Here is a 19,088-nt window from a genome sequence, read left to right on the forward strand (position 1 = left end):
GGACCGCCATGACCACCCGTTCCGCGCGCCCCACCGGCACGCATGCATTCGAATCGTCGTTCGGCGCGACCTGCGTCGATGCCGAGCGCACGCGCTTCCGGCTGTGGGCGCCCGCGAGCCGCACGGCCGCCGTCGAGCTGCAGGACGAAGGCGGCCGCGCGATTCCGATGACGCCGGCCGGCGACGGCTGGTTCGAGACGGTCGCGCCGTGCGGCCCCGGCACGCTGTATCGCTATCTGCTCGACGACGCGCTCGCGGTAGCCGATCCCGCGTCGCGCTTTCAGCCCTACGACGTGCTGGGCCCGAGCCAGGTCGTCGATCCGGCCGCGTACCGCTGGCGCCACGACGGGTGGCGCGGCCGCCCGTGGCACGAGACGGTGCTGTACGAGCTGCACGTCGGCGCATGCGGCGGCTACGCGGCCGTCGAGCGGCGGCTGCCGTCGATCGCCGAACTCGGCGTGACCGCGATCGAGCTGATGCCCGTCAATGCATTCCCCGGCGCGCGCAACTGGGGCTACGACGGCGTGCTGCCGTTCGCGCCCGATGCGTCGTACGGGCGGCCCGAGGAGCTGAAATCGCTGGTCGACACCGCGCACGGGCTCGGGCTGCAGGTGTTCCTCGACGTCGTGTACAACCACTTCGGCCCCGAAGGCAACCTGCTGCCGCGCTACGCGCCCGAATTCTTCCGCGCGGACCGGCAGACTGCGTGGGGGCCGGCGATCGACTTCTCCCGCCCGCAGACGAGCGCGTTCTTCATCGACAACGCGCTGTACTGGCTCGACGAATACCGTTTCGACGGGTTGCGCATCGACGCCGCGCACGCGATCGACGACGACGCATGGTTGCGCGAACTCGCGCGCCGCGTGCGCGCGTACGCGGGCGATGCGCGCCACGTGCATCTCGTGCTGGAGAACGAGCGCAATACCGCGAGCCTGCTCGGCCCCGGCGGCTTCGACGCGCAATGGAACGACGACTTCCACAACAGCGCGCACGTGCTGCTGACCGGCGAGCGCGACGGCTACTACCGCGCCTACGCCGACGCGCCGCTGCGCCATTTCGCGCGCACGCTCGGCGAAGGCTTCGCGTACCAGGGCGAGCCGTCGCCGCTGCACGACGGCGCCGCACGCGGCGAGCCGAGCGCGCATTTTCCGCCGACCGCGTTCGTCGCGTTCCTGCAGAACCACGACCAGATCGGCAATCGTGCGTTCGGCGAACGGCTGCGTGCACTCGCGAACGACGACGCGGTACGCGCGGCGACCGCGCTGATGCTGCTCGCGCCCTCGATTCCGCTGCTGTTCATGGGCGAGGAAGATGGCAGCACGCAGCCGTTCCAGTTCTTCACCGACTATCGCGGCGCGCTCGCCGACGCGGTGCGCGACGGCCGGCGCCGCGAATTCGCCGCGTTTCCCGCGTTCGCCGACGCCGCGCATCGCGACGCGATTCCCGACCCGAACGACATCGCCACGTTCGTGCGTTCGTCGTCGCACCATCCGCCCGATGAATCGTGGCCCGACGCGGCCGCGTGGCGGCGGTTCTACCGCAGCGCGCTGGCCGTGCGCGCGGCACTCGTGACGCCGCACCTGGCCGGTGCGCAGTCGCTCGGCGTCGACCTGCTCGCGGGCGACGGCGACCCGCAGGCGCTCGTCGCGCGCTGGCGCCTCGGCGACGCCAGCACGCTGACGATCGCGCTGAACCTCGGCTCGCACGACGCGGCGCTGCCCGCGCTACCGGTCGGCAAGATCGTGTTCGAAACGCCGCCGCGCGCACGCGACCGGCTGCCGGGCCGGCAATTGCCGCCGCGCGCGTGCATCGTGTGGCGCGACGGCGCGGTCAACCAGGATGCGCGGCAGCATCGCGCGAACGGACGGAGCCCATCATGACGACCGACGTCCCGATCGCGGCGCTCGCCCGTGCGGCCGGCCTGGAGCCCGACTGGACCGACGCGGGCGGCGTCGCGCGGCGCGTGGACGACGACGCGCTCGTCGCGCTCGTCGACGCGCTCGGCTGGCCGTGCGGCACCGCGATCCAGCGGGTCGACAGCGCGGCGGCGCTCGCCGACGCGAACGCGGCGCCGCCGCGCGTCGTGACCGGCGACGCCGGCCTGCCGCTGACGCTGCCCGCGACCGTCGCGTCGCCGGGCGCGCGCTTCCGGATCTCGCTCGAAACCGGCGGGCACGTGGACGGGCGTGTGGGCGACGCAGGCGAACACGGCACGCTGCCGCCGCTCGCGATGCCCGGCTATCACGCGCTCGACGTCGGCGAGCAGCGCATCGGCCTGGCGATCGCTCCGCCGCGCGCGCAGCCGTTCGACGCATTCGCACGCAGGCACGACGCGAGACGCTGGGGCATCGCGGCGCAGCTCTACAGCCTGCGCCGCGCCGGCGACGACGGCGCGGGCGACTACACGGCGCTCGCGCGGCTGGCCGCGCAGGCGGCGCGCCACGGCGCGCAGGCGGTGGCGATCAGCCCGACGCACGCCGGCTACCCGGCGCTCCCCGCGCACGACAGCCCGTATTCGCCGTCGTCGCGACGCTGGCACAACGTCGCGTATCTCGACTGCAACGCGGTGCCGGGCGCCGATGCCGCGTCCCGCGCATCCGCGGCCACGGCCGACACCGCGCTGATCGACTGGCCCCGCGTGCTGCCGATGAAGCTGCGCCGCCTGCGCGCGTGCTTCGACGCGTGGCGCGCCAGCGACGACCCGTCGCGCGACACGTACCAGCGTTTTCGCGCGGCGGGCGGCGCGGCGCTCGACGCGCATGCGCGCTTCGATGCGCTGCAGGCGTTCTGCATCGAGCACGGAATCGGTGCGGACTGGCGGCAGTGGCCCGCGCCATGGCGCATGCCGGGATCGGCGGAAGTCGACGCGTTCGCGCACGCGCATGCCGACACGATCGCATTCCACACGTTCCTGCAATGGTGCGCGTCGCGCGCGCTCGGCGACGCGCAGCACGCGGCGCGCGGCGCGGGCATGGCGACCGGGATGATCGCCGATCTCGCGGTCGGCTCGGATCGCGCCGGGAGCGACGCGTGGGCGCACGGCACGACGCTGCTGCGCGGCGTGTCGCTCGGCGCGCCGCCCGACCTGTTCAACGCGGCCGGCCAGGCGTGGGGCGTGACGACGTGGTCGCCCGAGGCGCTGCGCGCGGACGGCTTCGTGCCGTTCATCGAGCTGCTGCGCGCCGCGTTCGCGCATGCGGGCGGCATCCGTATCGATCACGTGCTCGGCTTCGCGCGGATGTGGATCGTGCCGGACGGCGGCTCGCCGCGCAGCGGCGCGTACCTGCGCTACCCGCTCGACGATCTGGTGCGGCTCGTCGCGCTCGAGGCGGCCCGCCATCGCGCGATCGCGATCGGCGAGGATCTCGGCACCGTGCCGGCCGGATTGCGCGAACGGCTCGGCGCGCAAGGTGTCGCGGGCATGCGCGTGCTGTGGTTCGAGCGCGAGGCGAATGGCGCGTTCCGGCCACCGTCCGCGTGGGATCGCGATGCGATCGCGACGACCTCGACGCACGATTTGCCGACCGTGGCCGGCTGGTGGCGCGGCGTCGATCTCGGATGGCGGCGCATCGCAGCCGACGCCGACGCCGCGAAACGACACGACGCCACGCCGCCGCGCGACGTCGCCGCCCCGGCGCCGGACGACGCGAGCGCGCACGATTCGGGCGAGATCGTGCAAAGCATGGCGTTCGGACACGACACCGTGCAGCGCCCCGAACCCGGCAACCCGACGCCTCCGCCGGCGCCGCCTGCCGAGCTGCTCGCCGCGCACGCGGAACGCGCCGGCGAGCGCACGGCGCTGTGGCGCGCGCTGCAGGAGGCCGGGTGCGTGCCGGCCGGCGCCGCGATGCCGCCTGCCGACATGCCGCCGGTGACCGCGATCCTCCGATACGTCGCGAGCGGCCCGTCGCCGCTCGCGCTGCTGCCGCTAGAGGATCTGCTCGCGCTCGACGCGCAGCCGAATCTGCCGGGGCCGCCGTGCGGTCATCCGAACTGGCGGCAGCGGCTGCCGCGCACGATCGACACGCTGTTCGACGCCGACGTGCGCACCCGCATCGCCGCGGTCGTGCACGGGCGCCGCGCGCCGAGGCACGGCCCATGATCCCGCGCGCGACGCTGCGACTGCAGCTGCATGCGGGCTTCACGTTCGACGACGCGGCCGCGCACGCCGACTACTTCGCGCGGCTCGGCGTCAGCCACCTGTACCTGTCGCCGGTGTCGACGGCCGAACCCGGCTCGCTGCATGGCTACGACACAGTCGACTACGGCGCGCTCGGCTCGGAACTCGGCGGCGAAGCCGGCTTCATGCGGCTCGTCGACGCGCTGCGCGCGCGCGGCCTCGGCATCATCGTCGACATCGTGCCGAATCACATGGGCGTCGGCGGCTCGTCGAACGGCTGGTGGAACGACGTGCTCGAATGGGGACCGGCGAGCCCGTACGCGCGCACCTTCGACATCGACTGGCACCCGCCCGACCCGGCGCTCGACGGCAAGGTGCTGCTGCCGTGCCTCGGCGCGCCGTACGGCGACGCGCTCGCGGCCGGCGACATCACGCTGCGTGCCGATCCGGCCACGGGCCGCTTCACCATCGCGTGCCCGGGGCGGCAGCTGCCGGTCGCCGTCGCCACCTACGCGGAGATCCTGCGCATCGCGAACCGCGCGGACCTGAACGCGCTCGCCGAGCGCTTCGACGCCGCGCCGGCACGCGACAGCGCGCGGCTCGCCGCCGCCCATGCGGCGCTGCGCGACCATGCGCGCGCGCACGGCCCGCACGCGTTCGACGCGATCTTGCGCGGCGCCGACCCGCGCCGCGCAAGATCGCGCGCGTGCCTGCATCGGCTGCTCGAACGTCAGCACTACCGGCTCGCCTGGTGGCGCACGGCCGCCGACGAGCTGAACTGGCGGCGCTTCTTCGACATCGCGACGCTCGCGGCCGTGCGGGTCGACGACGACGCGGTGTTCGATGCCGTGCATGCGCTGCCGCTGCGCCTCCATGCGGCCGGGCTGGTCGACGGCGTGCGCGTCGATCACGTCGACGGCCTCGCCAACCCGGGCGCGTATTGCCGCCGGCTGCACGCACGGCTCGCCGCGCAGCGCGACGCGCGACCCTACGTCGTCGTCGAGAAGATCCTCGCGCCCGGCGAGGCGCTGCGCACCGACTGGGCCGTCGACGGCACCACCGGCTACGACTTCATGAACGACGTCGGCGCGCTGCTGCACGACCCGGCGGGCGCCGAACCGCTCGCCGCGCACTGGGCGGCCGTATCGGGTTCCGCACGCACGTTCGCGCAGGAAGCCCTCGACGGCAAGCGGCGCGTGCTGATGCGCCAGCTCGCCGTCGAGCATGCGCGGGTCGCGCGGTTGCTGCACGGGATCGCGCGCGCATCGCCGGCGACGCGCGACGTCAGTCGAATCGCGATCCAGCGCGTGCTCGGCGAGCTCGCGGTGCGGCTCCCCGTGTACCGGATGTATCCGGCGCCGGGCGACGAACTCGCCGAGGTCGACCGTCGCGTCCTCGCGCATGCGTACGACGGTGCGTACGCGGCGGTCGATCCGGCCGACCGGTTCGCGCTCGAACGCGTCGCCGCGTGGCTCGGCCTGCCGGTCGTGCGCGTGCCGCGTGCGAACCCGGACGCGCTGGCCGCGGCGCGTGTCGCGTTCGCGCAGCTCACCGCGCCGCTGGCCGCGAAGGGCGTGGAGGATACGGCCAACTATCGCTATGGCCGGCTGCTGTCGCGCAACGAGGTCGGCGCCGACGCCGGCGACTTCAGCCTGTCGCGCGGCGCCTTCCATGCGCGCAACCGGCGCCGCGCGCGCACCGTGCCGCACGGGCTCGTCGCGACGGCCACGCACGACCACAAGCGCGGCGAGGACGCGCGTGCGCGGCTCGCGGTGCTGAGCGAAGCGCCCGATGCGTGGCGCGCGGTGTCGCTCGACTGGTCGGCGCTGAACCTGCCGCATCGCGGCGGCGCGCACCGCGACCTCGCGTGGACGCCCGGGCCGGCCGCCGAGGCGATGCTGTACCAGACGCTGGTCGGCTGCTGGCCGCCGACGCTCGCGCCCGACGATGCGGCGGGGCTCGCCGCGCTCGCGACGCGCGTCGTGCAATGGCAGACGAAGGCGCTGCGCGAAGCGAAGCAATACACCGACTGGCTCGCGCCCGAGCCGGATTACGAGCGCGGCTGCGAAGCGTTCGTTCGCGCGATCCTGACGCCGCGCGGCGCCGGCGATTTTCCGCATCGGCTGCACGCGTTCGTCGCGCGGATCGCGCCGGCCGGCATCGTCAACAGCCTGACGCAAACAGCGCTGCGGATCGCGTCGCCCGGCGTGCCCGATCTGTATCAAGGTACCGAGTCATGGGATCACTCGCTCGTCGATCCGGACAACCGGCGCGACGTGCCGTTCGCGACGCTGGCGGCGCAGCCGGTCGACGGACCGGTCGCGTCGTATCTGCCGACGTGGCCCGATGCGCGCGTGAAGCGCGCGCTGATCGAGCGGATGCTGGCGCTGCGTGCGCGGTGGCCGGCGACGTTCGCGGACGGCGCGTACGTTCCGCTGCGTGTGCGCGGCACGCTCGGGCGGCACGCGGTGGCGTTCGCGCGGTGCGACGACGCGGCGACCGTGGTGGTGGTCGCGACGCGGCTCGCGTGCCGGTTGCTGGGCGAAGCGCCGGGGTTGCCGCGTGTGGCGCCTCGGGAATGGGGCGATACGGCGGTCGTGCTGCCGCGCGGGGTGGAAGGGCCGTGGGTCGACTGGCTGAATGCGCGGGATGCGATCGACGTGCCGGATGGCGTGCTGGCGCTCGATCGCTACCTGGCCGAGTTACCCGTTGCGGTGCTCGTTGCCGCGCGGCGTGGAAAGTGAGGCCGACGCCGAATAGGTGCCAGCCCTGCGTCACCGAAATCGATTTTATGCAAAACGTGCGATACATAATCGATTTTGTGCACGCGTAATCGAATTTCAATCGAAACGCCCGCTCGTAAGCGATTTTGTGCCGCACACGATGGACGTCGGCATCTCACGACCATTCTTCCGGCGGCATCGTCCCGCTGTCGTCCTCCCACATCGGCTTCGATGCCTCTTCTCCACGGCTCGGCGTCACCGGTCCGTTTCCTTTTGCACTACCGCTCCCGCGCTCGGGCCGCCGCGCGCCGTCGCGCGACACCGCCGCATGCGTGCGTGCTGGCTTGCGCGTCGGCGTCACGGTCCGCTGTCCGTTGCGGCGGCGCTCGTCCGTCGCTGCGTCGTTCGTCTGTCGTGCGTTCGAATCTGTAGCCATTTCTTCTCCCCTGAGTCATCGAAGGAACCGGTCACTCGAACGCCGCAATTTCGGTGCCGCCCATCGGGCAAGCGTCTTGCTATCCCGATTCGACCGCAACCGTTCCGGAGGTGACGATGCCGACGAATCGCAACACGCCGCCCGCCACACGCCGCCGCCTCGGCGGATGGATGGCCACCGAGGAATCGCACATGGCCGCGTTCCGCGAAAAAATCGCGAGCGAAGCGCACGCGCAGGCCGGCGACCGGCTGCGCACGCCGGCCGTGCAGGCACTCGCGCGGCTGTTCGACGACAACGCCGTGTTGCGCATGAGCCTGAGCCGCGCGATCGACGAAGCGCGGGAAGCGGGGTACCGGCTCGGCTATGCGTCGATCGGCGAGCTGATGACCGTGCTCGACCATCTGATGACCTACACGCCGCCGTTCAGCGAGGACAGCCTGATCGTGTGCCCGTTGAACGCGTTCTTCGACTGGCCGATGTGCATGCCGTCGGGCCATGCGGTGTTTCGCGACGCGGCCGTCAACGCGCAGTTGAAACGCGTGCTGAACGTCTGGTGCGACTTCCTCGGCGGCCCACATTCGCGCGCGCATCTCGACACGTCGGCGCCCGACGGCTGGTTCTGCGACGCCGCACGCAAGCGTCTGGGGCTCTCGCAGTTCCAGTATCGCGAAGACCAGCCGCACTGGGGCTTCGATTCGTGGAACGACTTCTTCACGCGCCGCTTTCGCGACGGTGCGCGGCCCGTTGCGGCGCCCGACGATCCTCACGTGATCGTCAGCGCGTGCGAAGCCGCGCCCTATCACACCGAAACCAACGTGAAGCTGCGCGACACGTTCTGGATCAAGGCGCAGCCGTATTCGCTGCGCGACCTGTTCACGCCCGCATGGCTGCCGCTCGCCGAGCGCTTCGTCGGCGGCGACGTCTACCAGGCCTATCTCAGTGCGTACAACTACCACCGCTGGCATGCGCCGGTGCGCGGCGTCGTCACGCACGCGTATCGGGTGGACGGCACGTATTACTCGGTCGCCGAAGCGGAAGGCCCGGACCCGGCCGGGCTCAACGACTCGCAGGGCTACATGACGGCCGTCGCCGCGCGCGCGGTGGTCGCGATCGCGAGCGACGATCCCGGCATCGGCACCGTGGCGGCCGTGTTCGTCGGGATGGGCGACGTGTCGTCGTGCGTGATCGAGGTCGTGCCGGGCCAGCGCGTCGACAAGGGCGACGAGATCGGCTATTTCCAGTTCGGCGGCTCGACCTACTGCCTGCTGTTCGAGCCCGGCGTGATCGACCGCTTTCTGCACGCGCCGCCGTTCGAAGGCCAGCCGCCGGTCGTGCAGGTCAATGCGTCCGTCGCGATCGCGCGGTGAGTGCCGCCGCGCGCGCCCGGTGCGTCACGCGTCGCCAACGTCGATCGCACGGGATTCGTCGGCGTCGTGACGCTGCACACACCGCAGGACCGACAGTCCGTCGGCCGTCAATGCGGGCCGGCGTGCGCCCGATGCGTCGTCGCGCTGCAGCACGATCAGTTGTTGCTCGACGAGTGCGACGACGTCGTCGCGGTCGATCTGGATCTGTTCCGGCGCGTGGTGCACCAGGAACAGCGCGGCAAATTCGTGGGCGGTCAGCATGCTCGTTTCCCCGTTGGCGGCGACGCGCGACGCGAAACCGGCGTCGCATCGGCAGCCGACGCGAAGCGCGCGCCGGCGACGTGACGAGCATGCAGGGATCGTGCCAATCGGCGGCGTGCGAGCGGTGTCCGTGCCGTGCGCACGCCGCGCGATATGGCACCGGACGGCGCGTTCGGGCCGCTGCAAAGTTTTCAACGGCATGTAAGGGCGGGCGAGTGAAGGTGGCGGAAGGAACGCTCCGGCAAACGCGATCCCGTCACGATTGCCGTTGGCGGAACGCCCCCGCCCGTCCGCGCTTGGCCGGCGCACGGAAATACCCGCTGTGCAGCACCACGTCGTGGTCGCCGCTCGCCAGCACGTCCGCACACGCGGCTTCGATACGCGTGCGGCCACGCTCGAACGCGTCGCGCAGGTCGGCTTCCAGCGCGGACTGCGCGCCGAAATGATCTTCCAGCGCCTCGACGGTGATCGCGCAGGTCTGCGGCACGCCGGCGACGTCGACGACGAAGCGCAACTGCAGCGCCGCGCCGTCGAATGTGGGCGGTTCGTCGGTGAGCGTCACGGGGCGGGCGGAATCGGCCGGCATCGGCTCATGCCCCCCGCGACGCGAGGCGCTCGACCAGCGCGCCGTTGAACGCGGGCAGGTCGGCCGGCTTGCGGCTCGTGATCAGGTTGCCGTCGCGCACGACTTCCTCGTCCACCCACTTGCCGCCCGCATGGCGGATGTCGTCCTGCAGGCTCGGCCAGCTCGTCATCGTCTTGCCCTCCACGAGCCCGGCCGACACGAGCAACCAGCCGCCGTGGCAGATCGCCGCGACCGGCTTGCCGGCGCCGACGGCCGCCGTCACGAATTCGCGCGCGGCCGGCAGCATCCGGATAGCATCGCCGTTCACGACGCCGCCCGGCAGCACGACCGCGTCGTAGTCGCCTTCGCGCGCATCGTCGAACGTGCGATCGACCTTCACGCGCTCGCCCTTGTCGACGTGCCTGAAACCCTGGATCTCGCCGCGCTTCTGCGAAATCACGTCCACTTGCGCGCCTTCGGCCGCGAGCGCGCGCTGCGGTTCGACGAGCTCGGCTTCCTCGAAGCCGTCGACCGCGAGAATCGCTACCTTGCATTGATCCAGCCTGCCGCTCATGAAATGCCTCCGTGGAGTGGGATAAGGCGGCACACGTCGTGCCGTGCCGTCATGCAGCAATCGCCGTTCCGGCAGCCTGTCGCGGCACACCCGTGCGCCCTCCGGCGTCCGTCGGGGAACGACCCGCAATCGGATCCGACAGGCCCCCGAGGCCGGTCGGCCTGTGACAAACAAACATCGGCCCTGCTGCAAAGTTTTCAACGTGATGTAATGCGACGCCGTGCGTCGATCCGGCGCGATTACTGCAGATGGCGTGCCGCATCGAGCATGGCGTCGGTCAACTCGATCGTCAGCGTCAGGTTCTCGTCGGTATCGGGCAATTGATCGAGCGTCTGCTGCACGGCATCGTGCAGCATCGCGTGCACGCGCATCCGCGCGCCGTCGTCGAGGTCCGCGTAGCGTTCCATCGTCGAGCATTCGAGCGCGAGCACGACCGAATGTCGGGCCGCCTCCGGCGGCGCCTCGACGGCATTCGCCCACGCCGCATGGAACATGACCCGGCCCGTCTCGACGTCCACGTGGACCGTCGTGTCGAGATCGTCCGTGTCGACTGCATCGTCGTCGAGCTCGTCGTGCGCCAGGGAAATTCGGGAATTCGATTGCATGATGTCCTCCTGCGTGGTGGCGGCGTGCCCATCCCGGGAACCGCGCCGCCATCGCGCCGTGCCGGCCGCGCCGGCACGACACCGTCAATAACCGCTGGACCCGCCGCCGGCAGCCCCGCCGCCGCCCGAGCCCGTCGAGCCCGCCGAACCGCCGCCGCCGGTACCCATACCGCCGGCACCCGTCCCGCCGGAGCCGCCCGCACCGCCGGCCCCACCCGAGCCGCCGCCGACACCGCCGCCCGTGGCGCCGCTGCCGCCCTCGCCCGCGCCGTTCGGGCCGCCGCCCGGCTTCGTGTGACGGGCCGATGTGCCGTGCGAGCGCATCCCGTGCTTCGCGCCATGCCGCTGCGTGCCCGCGGGCGGCGGCGGCGCGGCCGTATTGCCGTTGGCGCCCGGCGTCGACATGTCCATCGACGGATTCGGCGCGCCGGTGCCCTCGTCCGAGCGCTGCGAGTTCTGCGCCCACGCGGCCGGCGCGGCCGCGACGAGCGCGACAGCCGCGCAGGCCAGCACGCGCCGCGCGACAAACTTCGATTCGAATGCTGACTTCATGGCGTTTTCTCCCTATGGATGATCGCGTGATGGAAATTCCTGCTCCGATCCTTCAGCAAGGCCCATGCCGTCGCGGGCAGCGTTTGCGACGCGGCACGCGGTTTGCGTCGCCTCTCCCTGCATGCCCGTCCTGCGACCCCATACGGAGCCCTGCCTTATGCCTTCCGCTTCTGCTTCCCACTCGCACGGCAAGCGCCACACACGCCGCCCGGGCCGCGCGCGCAGCGCCGACCCGGCCCACCGCAAGCGCTGGTCCGGCGAAGTCACGCAAAAAAGCGATGCGCTCGACATCGAGCCCGACATTTTCAAATCCGACGATCCAGCCGCGATCGCCGCGTCGCTGAAGCGCTCGGCCGAACACAGCCGCCGCCGCAAGGCGTCGCCGTTCCAGTCGGCGATGTCGATGCTGAACTTCTACGTGAACCGCGCGGGCCGCAACCTCCCCAAGACGCGCCGCACGACGCTCGAACGCGCGAAGAAAAAATTGCGCGAGGCGTTCGGCCGCAAGCCCTGACGATCGGCGCGCCGCCCGTATCGACCTGCCGCGATCACACGCATGCACGAAACCCTCTGGTACCTGATCATCGGGGCGGTGCTGTTGGGCATGGGCGTGGTGACGTCCGCGCTGCGCCACCTTCCCTGCAGTTCGGCCATGATTTACCTGGTGCTCGGCATCGGGCTCGGCCCGGCCGGCGCCGGCCTGCTGCACCTCGACCTCGAACGCGACGGCCGCCTGCTGCGCGAGATCGTCGAAGTCGCGCTGCTCGTGTCGCTGTTCGCGATCGGGCTGCGGTTGCGCGTGCCGCTGTCGGACAAGCTGTGGCTCGTGCCGTGCCGGCTCGGGCTGCTCGCGATGATCGTCACGGTGCCGCTGCTCGCGGCGTGCGCGGTGCTCGCGCTGGGTCTTGGCTGGGGCCCGGCGCTGCTGCTCGCGGCGATCCTCGCGCCGACCGATCCGGTGCTCGCGCACGACGTGCAGGTGCACGATCCGGGCGATCGCGACCTGGTGCGCTTCGCGTTGTCCGGCGAAGGCGGGATGAACGACGGCATCGCGCTGCCGTTCGCGCTCGCGGGGCTCGCGCTGTGCGGCGTACCCGGCGCGACGCACGGCATCCCGCCGCTGTCGGGCACGTTCGCGCTCGTCGCGCTGTGGGGCATCGCGGGCGCGGCCGCGATCGGCGGCGGGCTCGGCTGGGTCACGACGAAGACGATCGGCTGGCTGCGCACGCGCCACGCGCAGGCGCTCGGCCTCGAAGGCTTCTTCGCGCTGGCGCTGATCGTGCTGTCGTTCGGCGCCGCGCAGCTCGCGCATACGTTCGGCTTCATCGCGACGTTCGCCGCCGGCGTCGCGATGCGGCGCGTCGAGCATCGCGCGAGCGGCGACCGCCCGCCGCGCGAAGTGATCGGCCAGATCGATTCGGAAGACGTCGTCGCCACCGAAAAGCATCCGGACAAAGCGCATGCGTTCATGGCCGAATCGGTGCTCGGCTTCACGATCGAGCTCGAACGGATCGCCGAAGCGATCGTGATGACGATGATCGGCAGCGTGCTCTCGACGCTACCCGGCCCGCTGATCACGTGGGGCGCCGCCACGCTGGCCGCCGTGCTGTTCGTCGCGGTGCGCCCGCTCGCGGTGCTGGTCACGCTTGCCGGCTCGCGTGCGACCCATGCGCAGCGGCGGCTGATGGCGTGGTTCGGCATCCGCGGGATCGGTTCGTTCTACTACCTGCTGTTCGCGCTCGAGCATGGGCCGTCCGAGGTCGTGCGCCCGCTCGCGGCACCGGTGCTGGCCGTCGTGTCCGCGTCGGTGGTCGCGCACGGGATTTCCGCTACTCCGCTGATGAACTGGTATTACCGGCTCCAGCATCGGCGCTGACGGTCATGCATCGGCGCCGAGCCGCGAGCGCATCGCCGCGGTGATGCGCTGGCGCGCCTTCGCGTAGCCGTCCCACGGATCGCGCTTCAACGTGTCCAGGCGTTCGTGCAGCGTGTCGATCGTCCATTGCGCGCCGCCCGTCGTGTCGGGCACCTCGTCCCAGTCGAGCGGCACCGACACGCCCATGCCGGGGCGCGCGCGCACCGAATACGCAGCGATCGTGCTCGCGCCGCGCCCGTTGCGCAGGTAGTCGATGAAGATCTTGCCACGCCGATGGCGCGGCCCCATCGTCGCGGTGAAACGGTCGGGCAGCGTACCGGCGACGTGCTGCGCGACCGCGCGCGAAAAGTCCTTCACGTCGTCCCAGCCCGCATGCCGCGCGAGCGGCACGACGACGTGCAGCCCCTTGCCGCCGCTGGTCTTGCAGAACGACACGAGCCCGAGCTCGTCGAGCAGCCCGCGCACGAGTTGCGCGGCGTCGATCATCGTGCGCCACGGCAGCGCCGGGTCGGGATCGAGGTCGAACACGATGCGGTCGGGCCGCTCGATGTTCGACGCGTGCGCGTTCCACGTGTGCAGCTCGACCGTGCCCATCTGCGCCGCGCCAAGCAGCGCATCGACGCTATCGATCGACAGCAGCGGCCCATGGCCCGGGTCGAGCCCTTCGTGCTGCGTGACGAACGGAATCTCGCGGCGCTCCGCGTGCTTCTGGAAGAACAGCTCGCCGGCGATGTCGCCCGGTGCGCGCACGAGCGAGACGGGCCGGCCTTTCAGGTCGGGCAGCAGCCACGGCGCGACCCATTGCCAGTACCGCGCGAGATCGATCTTGCGCGTGCTGCTTTGCGGGTCGAGCACGCGCTCGGGATGCGTGATGCGCACGCGGCCGAGCGTGTCGGCATCGGCCCGCGCGCCGCGCGCGTTACCCGCGCTCGCGTGACGATCGGTGCGCGACGGCCGCCGCGGCTTGTCCTGCGTGGTCGAACGCTGATCCATCGCCTCCTCCGTTTCCAGGTGTTTCGGCATCTCGCGGACGATCTGCGCCGCCGGCTTGTCCTCGCGCAGCGCGATGAACGCGGCCTGCCGCACGATGCCGTCGCCGGTCCATTCCGCGAATTCGCATTCGGCGACGAGGCTCGGCTCGACCCAGTGCACGCGCGTGCGCGTGCGTTCGCGCGGCGGCGCATCGAACGGCATCGTGTCGCGTTCGTGCCGGCGCAGGATCGCGGCGAGACGATCGAGCATCCGCGCGTCGAAGCCGGTGCCGACGCGGCCGACGTAGCGCAGCGGCCCGGCCCCGCGCCGCCGTTTGCCGGCCGGCGCCGGTTCGTGCACGCCGAGCAGCAGCGCGCCGAAGCCGTGCCGGCTGCCCGACGGCTCCGTGAAGCCTCCGATCACGAACTCCTGCCGGCGCCGGCATTTGAGCTTGATCCAGGCAGGCGAACGGCCGGCGCGATAGCGCGAGTCCGCACGCTTGCCGATCAGCCCTTCGAGGCCGGTGTCGCAGGCGCTCGCGATCAGCGACGCGATGTCCTCGCCGAGATCGGGCGAAAAACGCACGCGCGCCGGATCGCTGTTCGCGAGCAGCGGTTCGAGCAGCGCGCGACGGGCCGTGAGCGGCGCGTCGCGCAGGTCGTATCCGTCGAGATAAGGCAGATCGAACACGAAGAAAACGATCGCGTCCGCCTTTCCGGTGCCGAACGCGTTCTGCAACGCCTGGAAATCGGGCAGGCCGTTTTCGCCGAGCACGACGGCCTCGCCGTCGAGCCATGCGTCGTCGACGTCGAGCGCCGCGAGCGCGTCGCGCTGCGCGCGCAGCTTCGCGGTCCAGTCCCGGCCTTCGCGCGTCATCAACGTGACGCGCCGGCGTGCGCCCTTCCCTGCGATACGCGCCAGGATCCGATAGCCGTCGAACTTCAGTTCGTAACTCCAACCGCCCTGCGTCGGCGGCGCGTCGACCAGTGTCGCGAGTTGCGGCGCGACGCGCTCGGGCAGCGGTGCACGCACCGCGCCTTCGACTTGCGACGGTTCGGTGGGGCGCGGGCTTTCGTGTCGCGCGTCACGTGCGGCGCCGTCCGCGCCGGTCGATCCGCGGCGCCGCCCCGCGCCGTTGGACGCACCGTCATGCACGCTTCCCGGCCGCTCGCCGACGACGTCGAATTCATCCGCGCCGCGTGCTTCGTCGTCGCGCTCCTTGATCAGCAGCCACTGCTCCTGGCGCCCTTCCTGCCGCCCGCTGCGCACGAGCGCCCAGCCGCCGTGCAACTTCCGGCCGTCGAGCCGAAACGTCAGCTTGCCGGCCCGATAGCCTTCGCGTGCGTGCGCGATGCCGCCATCGGGCGTCCACGTGCCTTCGTCCCAGACGACGACCGACCCCGCACCGTAATGCCCGGCCGGAATCTCGCCTTCGAACGACGCGTATTCGAGCGGATGGTCCTCGACGTGCACGGCGAGCCGCTTCACCCGCGGATCAAAGCTCGGCCCCTTCGGCACGGCCCACGACTTCAGCGTGCCGTCGAGCTCGAGCCGGAAATCGTAGTGCAGCCGTCGCGCGTGGTGTTCCTGAATCACGAAGCGCAGCGGATGGCGTGCGCGCGCGGCTGGCTTCGTGTCCGCTTTCGTGTGCGCTTTCGCACGACGCTTTCCGTGCGCCCCTTCGGGCTCGGGCGTCGCGCCGAAATGGCGCTTGCGGCGATACGGATCGAGCTTGCCGGCCATCGCATCACCTCGTCGGAGTCGGAGTCGGAGTCGGCGTCATCGGCATCACGCCGCGTGCTTGCGGCGCGCGGCGGTCTTCTTCGCCGCAGGGTCGCTCGCCGCGCCGCGTTTCGCGGCGGTTCGCTTCGCCGCGGTTTTCGTTGCCGCGCCTTTCGATGCGGATTTCGCCGTGGTTTTCGCCGCCGGCTTGCGGCGCGCGCCGCCCCGCGACGACGACGCGTCGCGCTCCGCTTCGTCGCGCTCGTCACGCAGGTCCGCCGCGCGCGCGCCGGCGCCGCCCTTCAGGCTGCGCTTCAGCAGCTCGGTGAGATCGACCACGTTGCTCGCCGCGCGGCCGGTCTGCGCGGGCCGGTCCTCGATCTCCTCGATCTTGCCCGCGCGCACCTTGCGCTCGACCAGTTCGAGAATGTCGTCGCGGAACGTGTCGTGATATTCGTCGGGCGTCCATTTGCCGGACATGTCGTCGATCAGCTTCTTCGCCATGTCGAGTTCGCGCGCGGTGACGCCCGCGCCCTTCGCGTCGTCGGCCGGCACCGACAATTCGTCGAGCGGCCGCAGTTCCTCCTGCCAGCGCAGCGTATCGAGCGCGAGCATCGGCCCGACCGGAATCAGCGCGCCCAGATGCTGGCGGTCGCGCATCACCACGAGCGCGATGCCGATCTTGCCGCTGTCCTTCAGCGCATCGCGCAGCAGCGCGTAGACCTTCTCGCCCTTGCGGTCGGGCACCAGGTAGTACGGCGTGTCGAGATAGAGGAACGACACGGCGTCCTCGTCGACGAAGGTCAGGATGTCCACGGTCTGCGTCGATTCCGGGTTCGCCGCGCGGATTTCGTCGTCGCTGAGCACGACGTAGCGCTCCTTCTCGTACTCGTAGCCGCGCACGATGTCCTCGCGCGCGACCTCCTTGCCGGTGCGCTTGTTGATCTGCCGATAGCCGATCGGGTCCATCGAGCGCTTGTCGAGCATCCGGAACGACGGCTTCACGGTACGCGTCGCCGGAAACAACTGCACGGGCACGTGCACGAGCCCGAAGCTGATCGCACCTTTCCATATCATCCGCGGTGCCATGCGTGGTTCCTCCTTGCCGGATGCGCGCCCGCCCGGGAGCGGGCGCGCCGTACGGCGCAAGCCGCCGCCGGCCCTATGCCGGCAGTTCGGCCGCCTGCTGTTCGCGCGCCCACACGCGATGCTGGCCCAGGTGATCCGACAACGTGTTCAGCACCTTGTCGAGATCGACCGCCTGCCCGACGCACACGCCTTCGGCCGGATCCGGCAGGTGGGCGGCGCTGAGCAATTGCCGCCCCGAACCGACGGCCGCGATCGGCTTCAGGTGCTTGAACGCCTCGCGCACGAAATGGCGGGCTTCGGCGCTGTGCGCGAGGTCGCGCCCATCGCCGTCGCCGCCGCAGACGAACACCGCATCGAACATCACCGACGGCATGCCGGCCAGCGTCGCCTCCGGCACGATTCCGCCGATCGGCGCGAGCGTCGGCGCAACGATCGTCGGCACCGCGTGCGCGGCCTGCAGCGCGTCGCGCACCTGCTCGACGAGCACCTGATTCACGCCGGGCGTCGCGATCAGCGCGATCTTGCGCGAGCGGGTGCCGGGCTTCGCGCGACCGATCAGGCTCAGCGCGGGCGAACGCTGCGCGACGGCCGGCGTCGCGGCCGCCTGCGGCGCGGGCAGCCCGAGCCGTTCGGCGACCTGCGCGGCGAGCCCGGCGTCGAAGCGCGCGATGATCTCGTTGACCACGCGCTCGCGAATCTTCGGCTGCGTCACCTTGCCGAGTTCGAAGCAGTACGCGTCGCGGATATGCCGCTGCTCGATCTCGGTCATGCTCTGGTAGAACAGCGCGGCTTGCGAAAAATGGTCGGCGAACGATTCGCTGCGCACGCGCACCTTGTGGCTTTCGAGCGGCTCGGGCACGGTCTCGAAACCGCCGCCGGACGGCGCGGGCGGCGTCTCGCGCGGCCAGCCGCCGCTCGTCGAGTTCGGCTCGTACGACGCCTGCCCGACGTTGATCGTCTGCCGGTGCATCGCGTCGCGCTGATTGTTCGCGAACGGACACACCGGCCGGTTGATCGGGATCTCGTGGAAATTCGGGCCGCCGAGCCGGCTCAGTTGCGTATCGGTGTACGAGAACAGCCGCCCCTGCAACAGGGGGTCGTTCGTGAAGTCGATGCCCGGCACGACGTGGCCCGGGTGAAACGCGACCTGCTCGGTCTCCGCGAAGAAGTTGTCGGGGTTGCGGTTCAGCGTCATCCGGCCGATCGGCCGCACCGGCACGACTTCTTCCGGTACGAGCTTGGTCGCATCCAGCAGGTCGAAGTCGAATGTGTCCGCGTCGGCCGGATCGATCATCTGCACGCCGAGCTCGAACTCCGGATAGTCGCCGCGCTCGATCGCCGCCCACAGGTCGCGCCGATTGAAATCCGGGTCGTGGCCGGCGATTCGCTGCGCCTCGTCCCACAGCAGCGAATACGCGCCGCTCACGGGCCGCCAGTGGAATTTCACGAAACGCTCGACGCCGGCCGCGTTCACGAAACGGAACGTGTGCACGCCGAAGCCGTCCATCGCGCGATAGCTCGCCGGCAACGCGCGGTCCGACATCAGCCACAGCACCATGTGCGTGGTTTCCGGTACCAGCGACACGAAATCCCAGAACGTGTCGTGCGCCGACGCGCCGGTCGGCATCTCGTTCGGCGCCTCCGGCTTCACCGCGTGCACGAAGTCGGGGAACTTGATCGCGTCCTGTATGAAGAACACCGGCATGTTGTTGCCGACGAGGTCGTAGTTGCCTTCCTCGGTATAGAACTTCACCGCGAAGCCGCGCACGTCGCGCACGGTGTCGGACGACCCGCGCGGCCCCTGCACGGTCGAGAAGCGCACGAATACCGGCGTTTCGGCGGCCGGGTCCTGCAGAAACGCGGCCTTCGTGTAGTCGGCCATCGGCTCGTATACGCGGAACACGCCGTGAGCGGCCGCACCGCGCGCATGCACCACCCGCTCCGGAATGCGCTCGTGATCGAAATGCGTGATCTTCTCGCGCATGATGAAGTCTTCGAGCAGCGACGGGCCGCGCGCGCCGCCGCGCAGCGTGTTCTGGTTGTCGGCGATCCGCACGCCCTGGTTGGTGCGCAACGCCTCGCCGTCGGGCCGCGCACGGTTCTCTTCGAGCTGGCGCGACTTCGCGCTGTCGGGCGGTTGCGTCGGCGGGGTCTGGCCGGCGGATGGGGGATTCGTCATCGTCAGGGGTCCTCGTGGGATTCGCTAGGGAACCGCCGCACGACGAC

15 protein-coding genes are annotated in these 19,088 nt (G+C 71.0%); 6 read left to right on the top strand and 9 right to left on the bottom strand.

The genetic code is table 11. The features are described 5' to 3' along the window. Positions 1-8: 8 nt before the first annotated feature. The 3 genes from treZ to treY are packed head-to-tail and all read left to right on the top strand — an operon-like array spanning position 9 to position 6,864. Positions 9-1,880, top strand: coding sequence for a malto-oligosyltrehalose trehalohydrolase (gene treZ / locus WT97_RS30840; protein ID WP_060355020.1), 1,872 nt, complete (start codon positions 9-11; stop codon positions 1,878-1,880). Continuing rightward, a complete protein-coding gene (malQ, locus tag WT97_RS30845) occupies positions 1,877-4,102 on the top strand; it encodes a 4-alpha-glucanotransferase (protein ID WP_060355021.1) in 2,226 nt (741 codons plus the stop codon). Before treZ ends, malQ begins: the two co-directional genes overlap by 4 nt. Continuing rightward, the gene (treY, locus tag WT97_RS30850) at positions 4,099-6,864 is read left to right on the top strand and encodes a malto-oligosyltrehalose synthase (protein WP_060355022.1); all 2,766 of its coding nucleotides are present in this window, start codon (positions 4,099-4,101) and stop codon (positions 6,862-6,864) included. The genes malQ and treY overlap by 4 nt, the downstream gene beginning before the upstream one ends. Before the next feature lie 154 nt (positions 6,865-7,018). Here the strand turns inward: treY and WT97_RS34735 are convergent, their stop codons facing one another. Then, positions 7,019-7,279 carry a hypothetical protein gene (locus WT97_RS34735; protein WP_179949821.1) on the bottom strand — a complete coding sequence of 87 codons (261 nt, stop codon included), beginning with the start codon at positions 7,277-7,279 and terminating at the stop codon, positions 7,019-7,021. A 116-nt stretch (positions 7,280-7,395) separates the two neighbouring features. Between WT97_RS34735 and WT97_RS30855 the strand changes: the two genes are divergently transcribed. After that, positions 7,396-8,646: a phosphatidylserine decarboxylase family protein gene (locus WT97_RS30855; protein ID WP_060355053.1), complete on the top strand. Its 1,251-nt coding sequence runs from the start codon at positions 7,396-7,398 to the stop codon at positions 8,644-8,646. 24 nt (positions 8,647-8,670) lie between these two features. Here the strand turns inward: WT97_RS30855 and WT97_RS30860 are convergent, their stop codons facing one another. The 5 genes from WT97_RS30860 to WT97_RS30880 all read right to left on the bottom strand — a co-directional run bounded on the left by WT97_RS30860 (position 8,671) and on the right by WT97_RS30880 (position 11,203). Further along, positions 8,671-8,907 carry a hypothetical protein gene (locus WT97_RS30860; protein WP_059500521.1) on the bottom strand — a complete coding sequence of 79 codons (237 nt, stop codon included), beginning with the start codon at positions 8,905-8,907 and terminating at the stop codon, positions 8,671-8,673. A gap of 256 nt (positions 8,908-9,163) precedes the next feature. After that, on the bottom strand, positions 9,164-9,493 hold the full coding sequence (locus WT97_RS30865; protein WP_060355023.1) for a DUF1488 domain-containing protein: 330 nt from the start codon (positions 9,491-9,493) through the stop codon (positions 9,164-9,166). 4 nt (positions 9,494-9,497) lie between these two features. Then, a complete protein-coding gene (locus WT97_RS30870) occupies positions 9,498-10,046 on the bottom strand; it encodes a type 1 glutamine amidotransferase domain-containing protein (RefSeq protein WP_059502828.1) in 549 nt (182 codons plus the stop codon). Between the two features lie 239 nt (positions 10,047-10,285). Then, positions 10,286-10,651: a DUF3022 domain-containing protein gene (locus WT97_RS30875; protein WP_059502830.1), complete on the bottom strand. Its 366-nt coding sequence runs from the start codon at positions 10,649-10,651 to the stop codon at positions 10,286-10,288. A gap of 84 nt (positions 10,652-10,735) precedes the next feature. After that, positions 10,736-11,203 (bottom strand): hypothetical protein, encoded by a 468-nt coding sequence (locus tag WT97_RS30880; protein ID WP_059794168.1) that lies wholly within the window; start codon positions 11,201-11,203, stop codon positions 10,736-10,738. Positions 11,204-11,360: 157 nt separating this feature from the next. Here WT97_RS30880 and WT97_RS30885 point away from each other — a divergent pair, with 157 nt between their 5' ends. Together WT97_RS30885 and WT97_RS30890 are read left to right on the top strand one after the other, a co-directional pair. After that, entirely contained in the window at positions 11,361-11,717 is a 357-nt protein-coding gene (locus WT97_RS30885) for a DUF3175 domain-containing protein (RefSeq protein WP_059502833.1), read from the top strand. Positions 11,718-11,759: 42 nt separating this feature from the next. Continuing rightward, positions 11,760-13,079 (top strand): cation:proton antiporter, encoded by a 1,320-nt coding sequence (locus WT97_RS30890; protein ID WP_060355024.1) that lies wholly within the window; start codon positions 11,760-11,762, stop codon positions 13,077-13,079. A gap of 3 nt (positions 13,080-13,082) precedes the next feature. On the opposite strand, the gene ligD is transcribed toward WT97_RS30890, so the two are convergent. From ligD to katE, 3 genes are all read right to left on the bottom strand, one after another. After that, the gene (ligD, locus tag WT97_RS30895; RefSeq protein ID WP_060355025.1) at positions 13,083-15,794 is read right to left on the bottom strand and encodes a DNA ligase D; all 2,712 of its coding nucleotides are present in this window, start codon (positions 15,792-15,794) and stop codon (positions 13,083-13,085) included. A 45-nt stretch (positions 15,795-15,839) separates the two neighbouring features. Next, positions 15,840-16,862, bottom strand: a complete 1,023-nt coding sequence (locus WT97_RS30900) for a Ku protein (RefSeq protein WP_059502839.1) — start codon at positions 16,860-16,862, stop codon at positions 15,840-15,842. Positions 16,863-16,935: 73 nt separating this feature from the next. Further along, entirely contained in the window at positions 16,936-19,041 is a 2,106-nt protein-coding gene (katE, locus tag WT97_RS30905) for a catalase HPII (protein ID WP_060355026.1), read from the bottom strand. Positions 19,042-19,088 lie beyond the last annotated feature (47 nt).

The sequence above is a fragment of the Burkholderia sp. MSMB1459WGS genome (assembly GCF_001534535.1).
Taxonomy (GTDB): Bacteria; Pseudomonadota; Gammaproteobacteria; order Burkholderiales; family Burkholderiaceae; genus Burkholderia.

Excerpts from the sequence above, each read along its gene's own strand:
- treZ (WP_060355020.1), top strand. The coding sequence starts at position 9 with ATGACCACCCGTTCCGCGCGCCCCACCGGCACGCATGCATTCGAATCG.
- malQ (WP_060355021.1), top strand. The coding sequence starts at position 1,877 with ATGACGACCGACGTCCCGATCGCGGCGCTCGCCCGTGCGGCCGGCCTG.
- treY (WP_060355022.1), top strand. The coding sequence starts at position 4,099 with ATGATCCCGCGCGCGACGCTGCGACTGCAGCTGCATGCGGGCTTCACG.
- WT97_RS34735 (WP_179949821.1), bottom strand. The coding sequence starts at position 7,279 with ATGGCTACAGATTCGAACGCACGACAGACGAACGACGCAGCGACGGAC.
- WT97_RS30855 (WP_060355053.1), top strand. The coding sequence starts at position 7,396 with ATGCCGACGAATCGCAACACGCCGCCCGCCACACGCCGCCGCCTCGGC.
- WT97_RS30860 (WP_059500521.1), bottom strand. The coding sequence starts at position 8,907 with ATGCTGACCGCCCACGAATTTGCCGCGCTGTTCCTGGTGCACCACGCG.
- WT97_RS30865 (WP_060355023.1), bottom strand. The coding sequence starts at position 9,493 with ATGCCGGCCGATTCCGCCCGCCCCGTGACGCTCACCGACGAACCGCCC.
- WT97_RS30870 (WP_059502828.1), bottom strand. The coding sequence starts at position 10,046 with ATGAGCGGCAGGCTGGATCAATGCAAGGTAGCGATTCTCGCGGTCGAC.
- WT97_RS30875 (WP_059502830.1), bottom strand. The coding sequence starts at position 10,651 with ATGCAATCGAATTCCCGAATTTCCCTGGCGCACGACGAGCTCGACGAC.
- WT97_RS30880 (WP_059794168.1), bottom strand. The coding sequence starts at position 11,203 with ATGAAGTCAGCATTCGAATCGAAGTTTGTCGCGCGGCGCGTGCTGGCC.
- WT97_RS30885 (WP_059502833.1), top strand. The coding sequence starts at position 11,361 with ATGCCTTCCGCTTCTGCTTCCCACTCGCACGGCAAGCGCCACACACGC.
- WT97_RS30890 (WP_060355024.1), top strand. The coding sequence starts at position 11,760 with ATGCACGAAACCCTCTGGTACCTGATCATCGGGGCGGTGCTGTTGGGC.
- ligD (WP_060355025.1), bottom strand. The coding sequence starts at position 15,794 with ATGGCCGGCAAGCTCGATCCGTATCGCCGCAAGCGCCATTTCGGCGCG.
- WT97_RS30900 (WP_059502839.1), bottom strand. The coding sequence starts at position 16,862 with ATGGCACCGCGGATGATATGGAAAGGTGCGATCAGCTTCGGGCTCGTG.
- katE (WP_060355026.1), bottom strand. The coding sequence starts at position 19,041 with ATGACGAATCCCCCATCCGCCGGCCAGACCCCGCCGACGCAACCGCCC.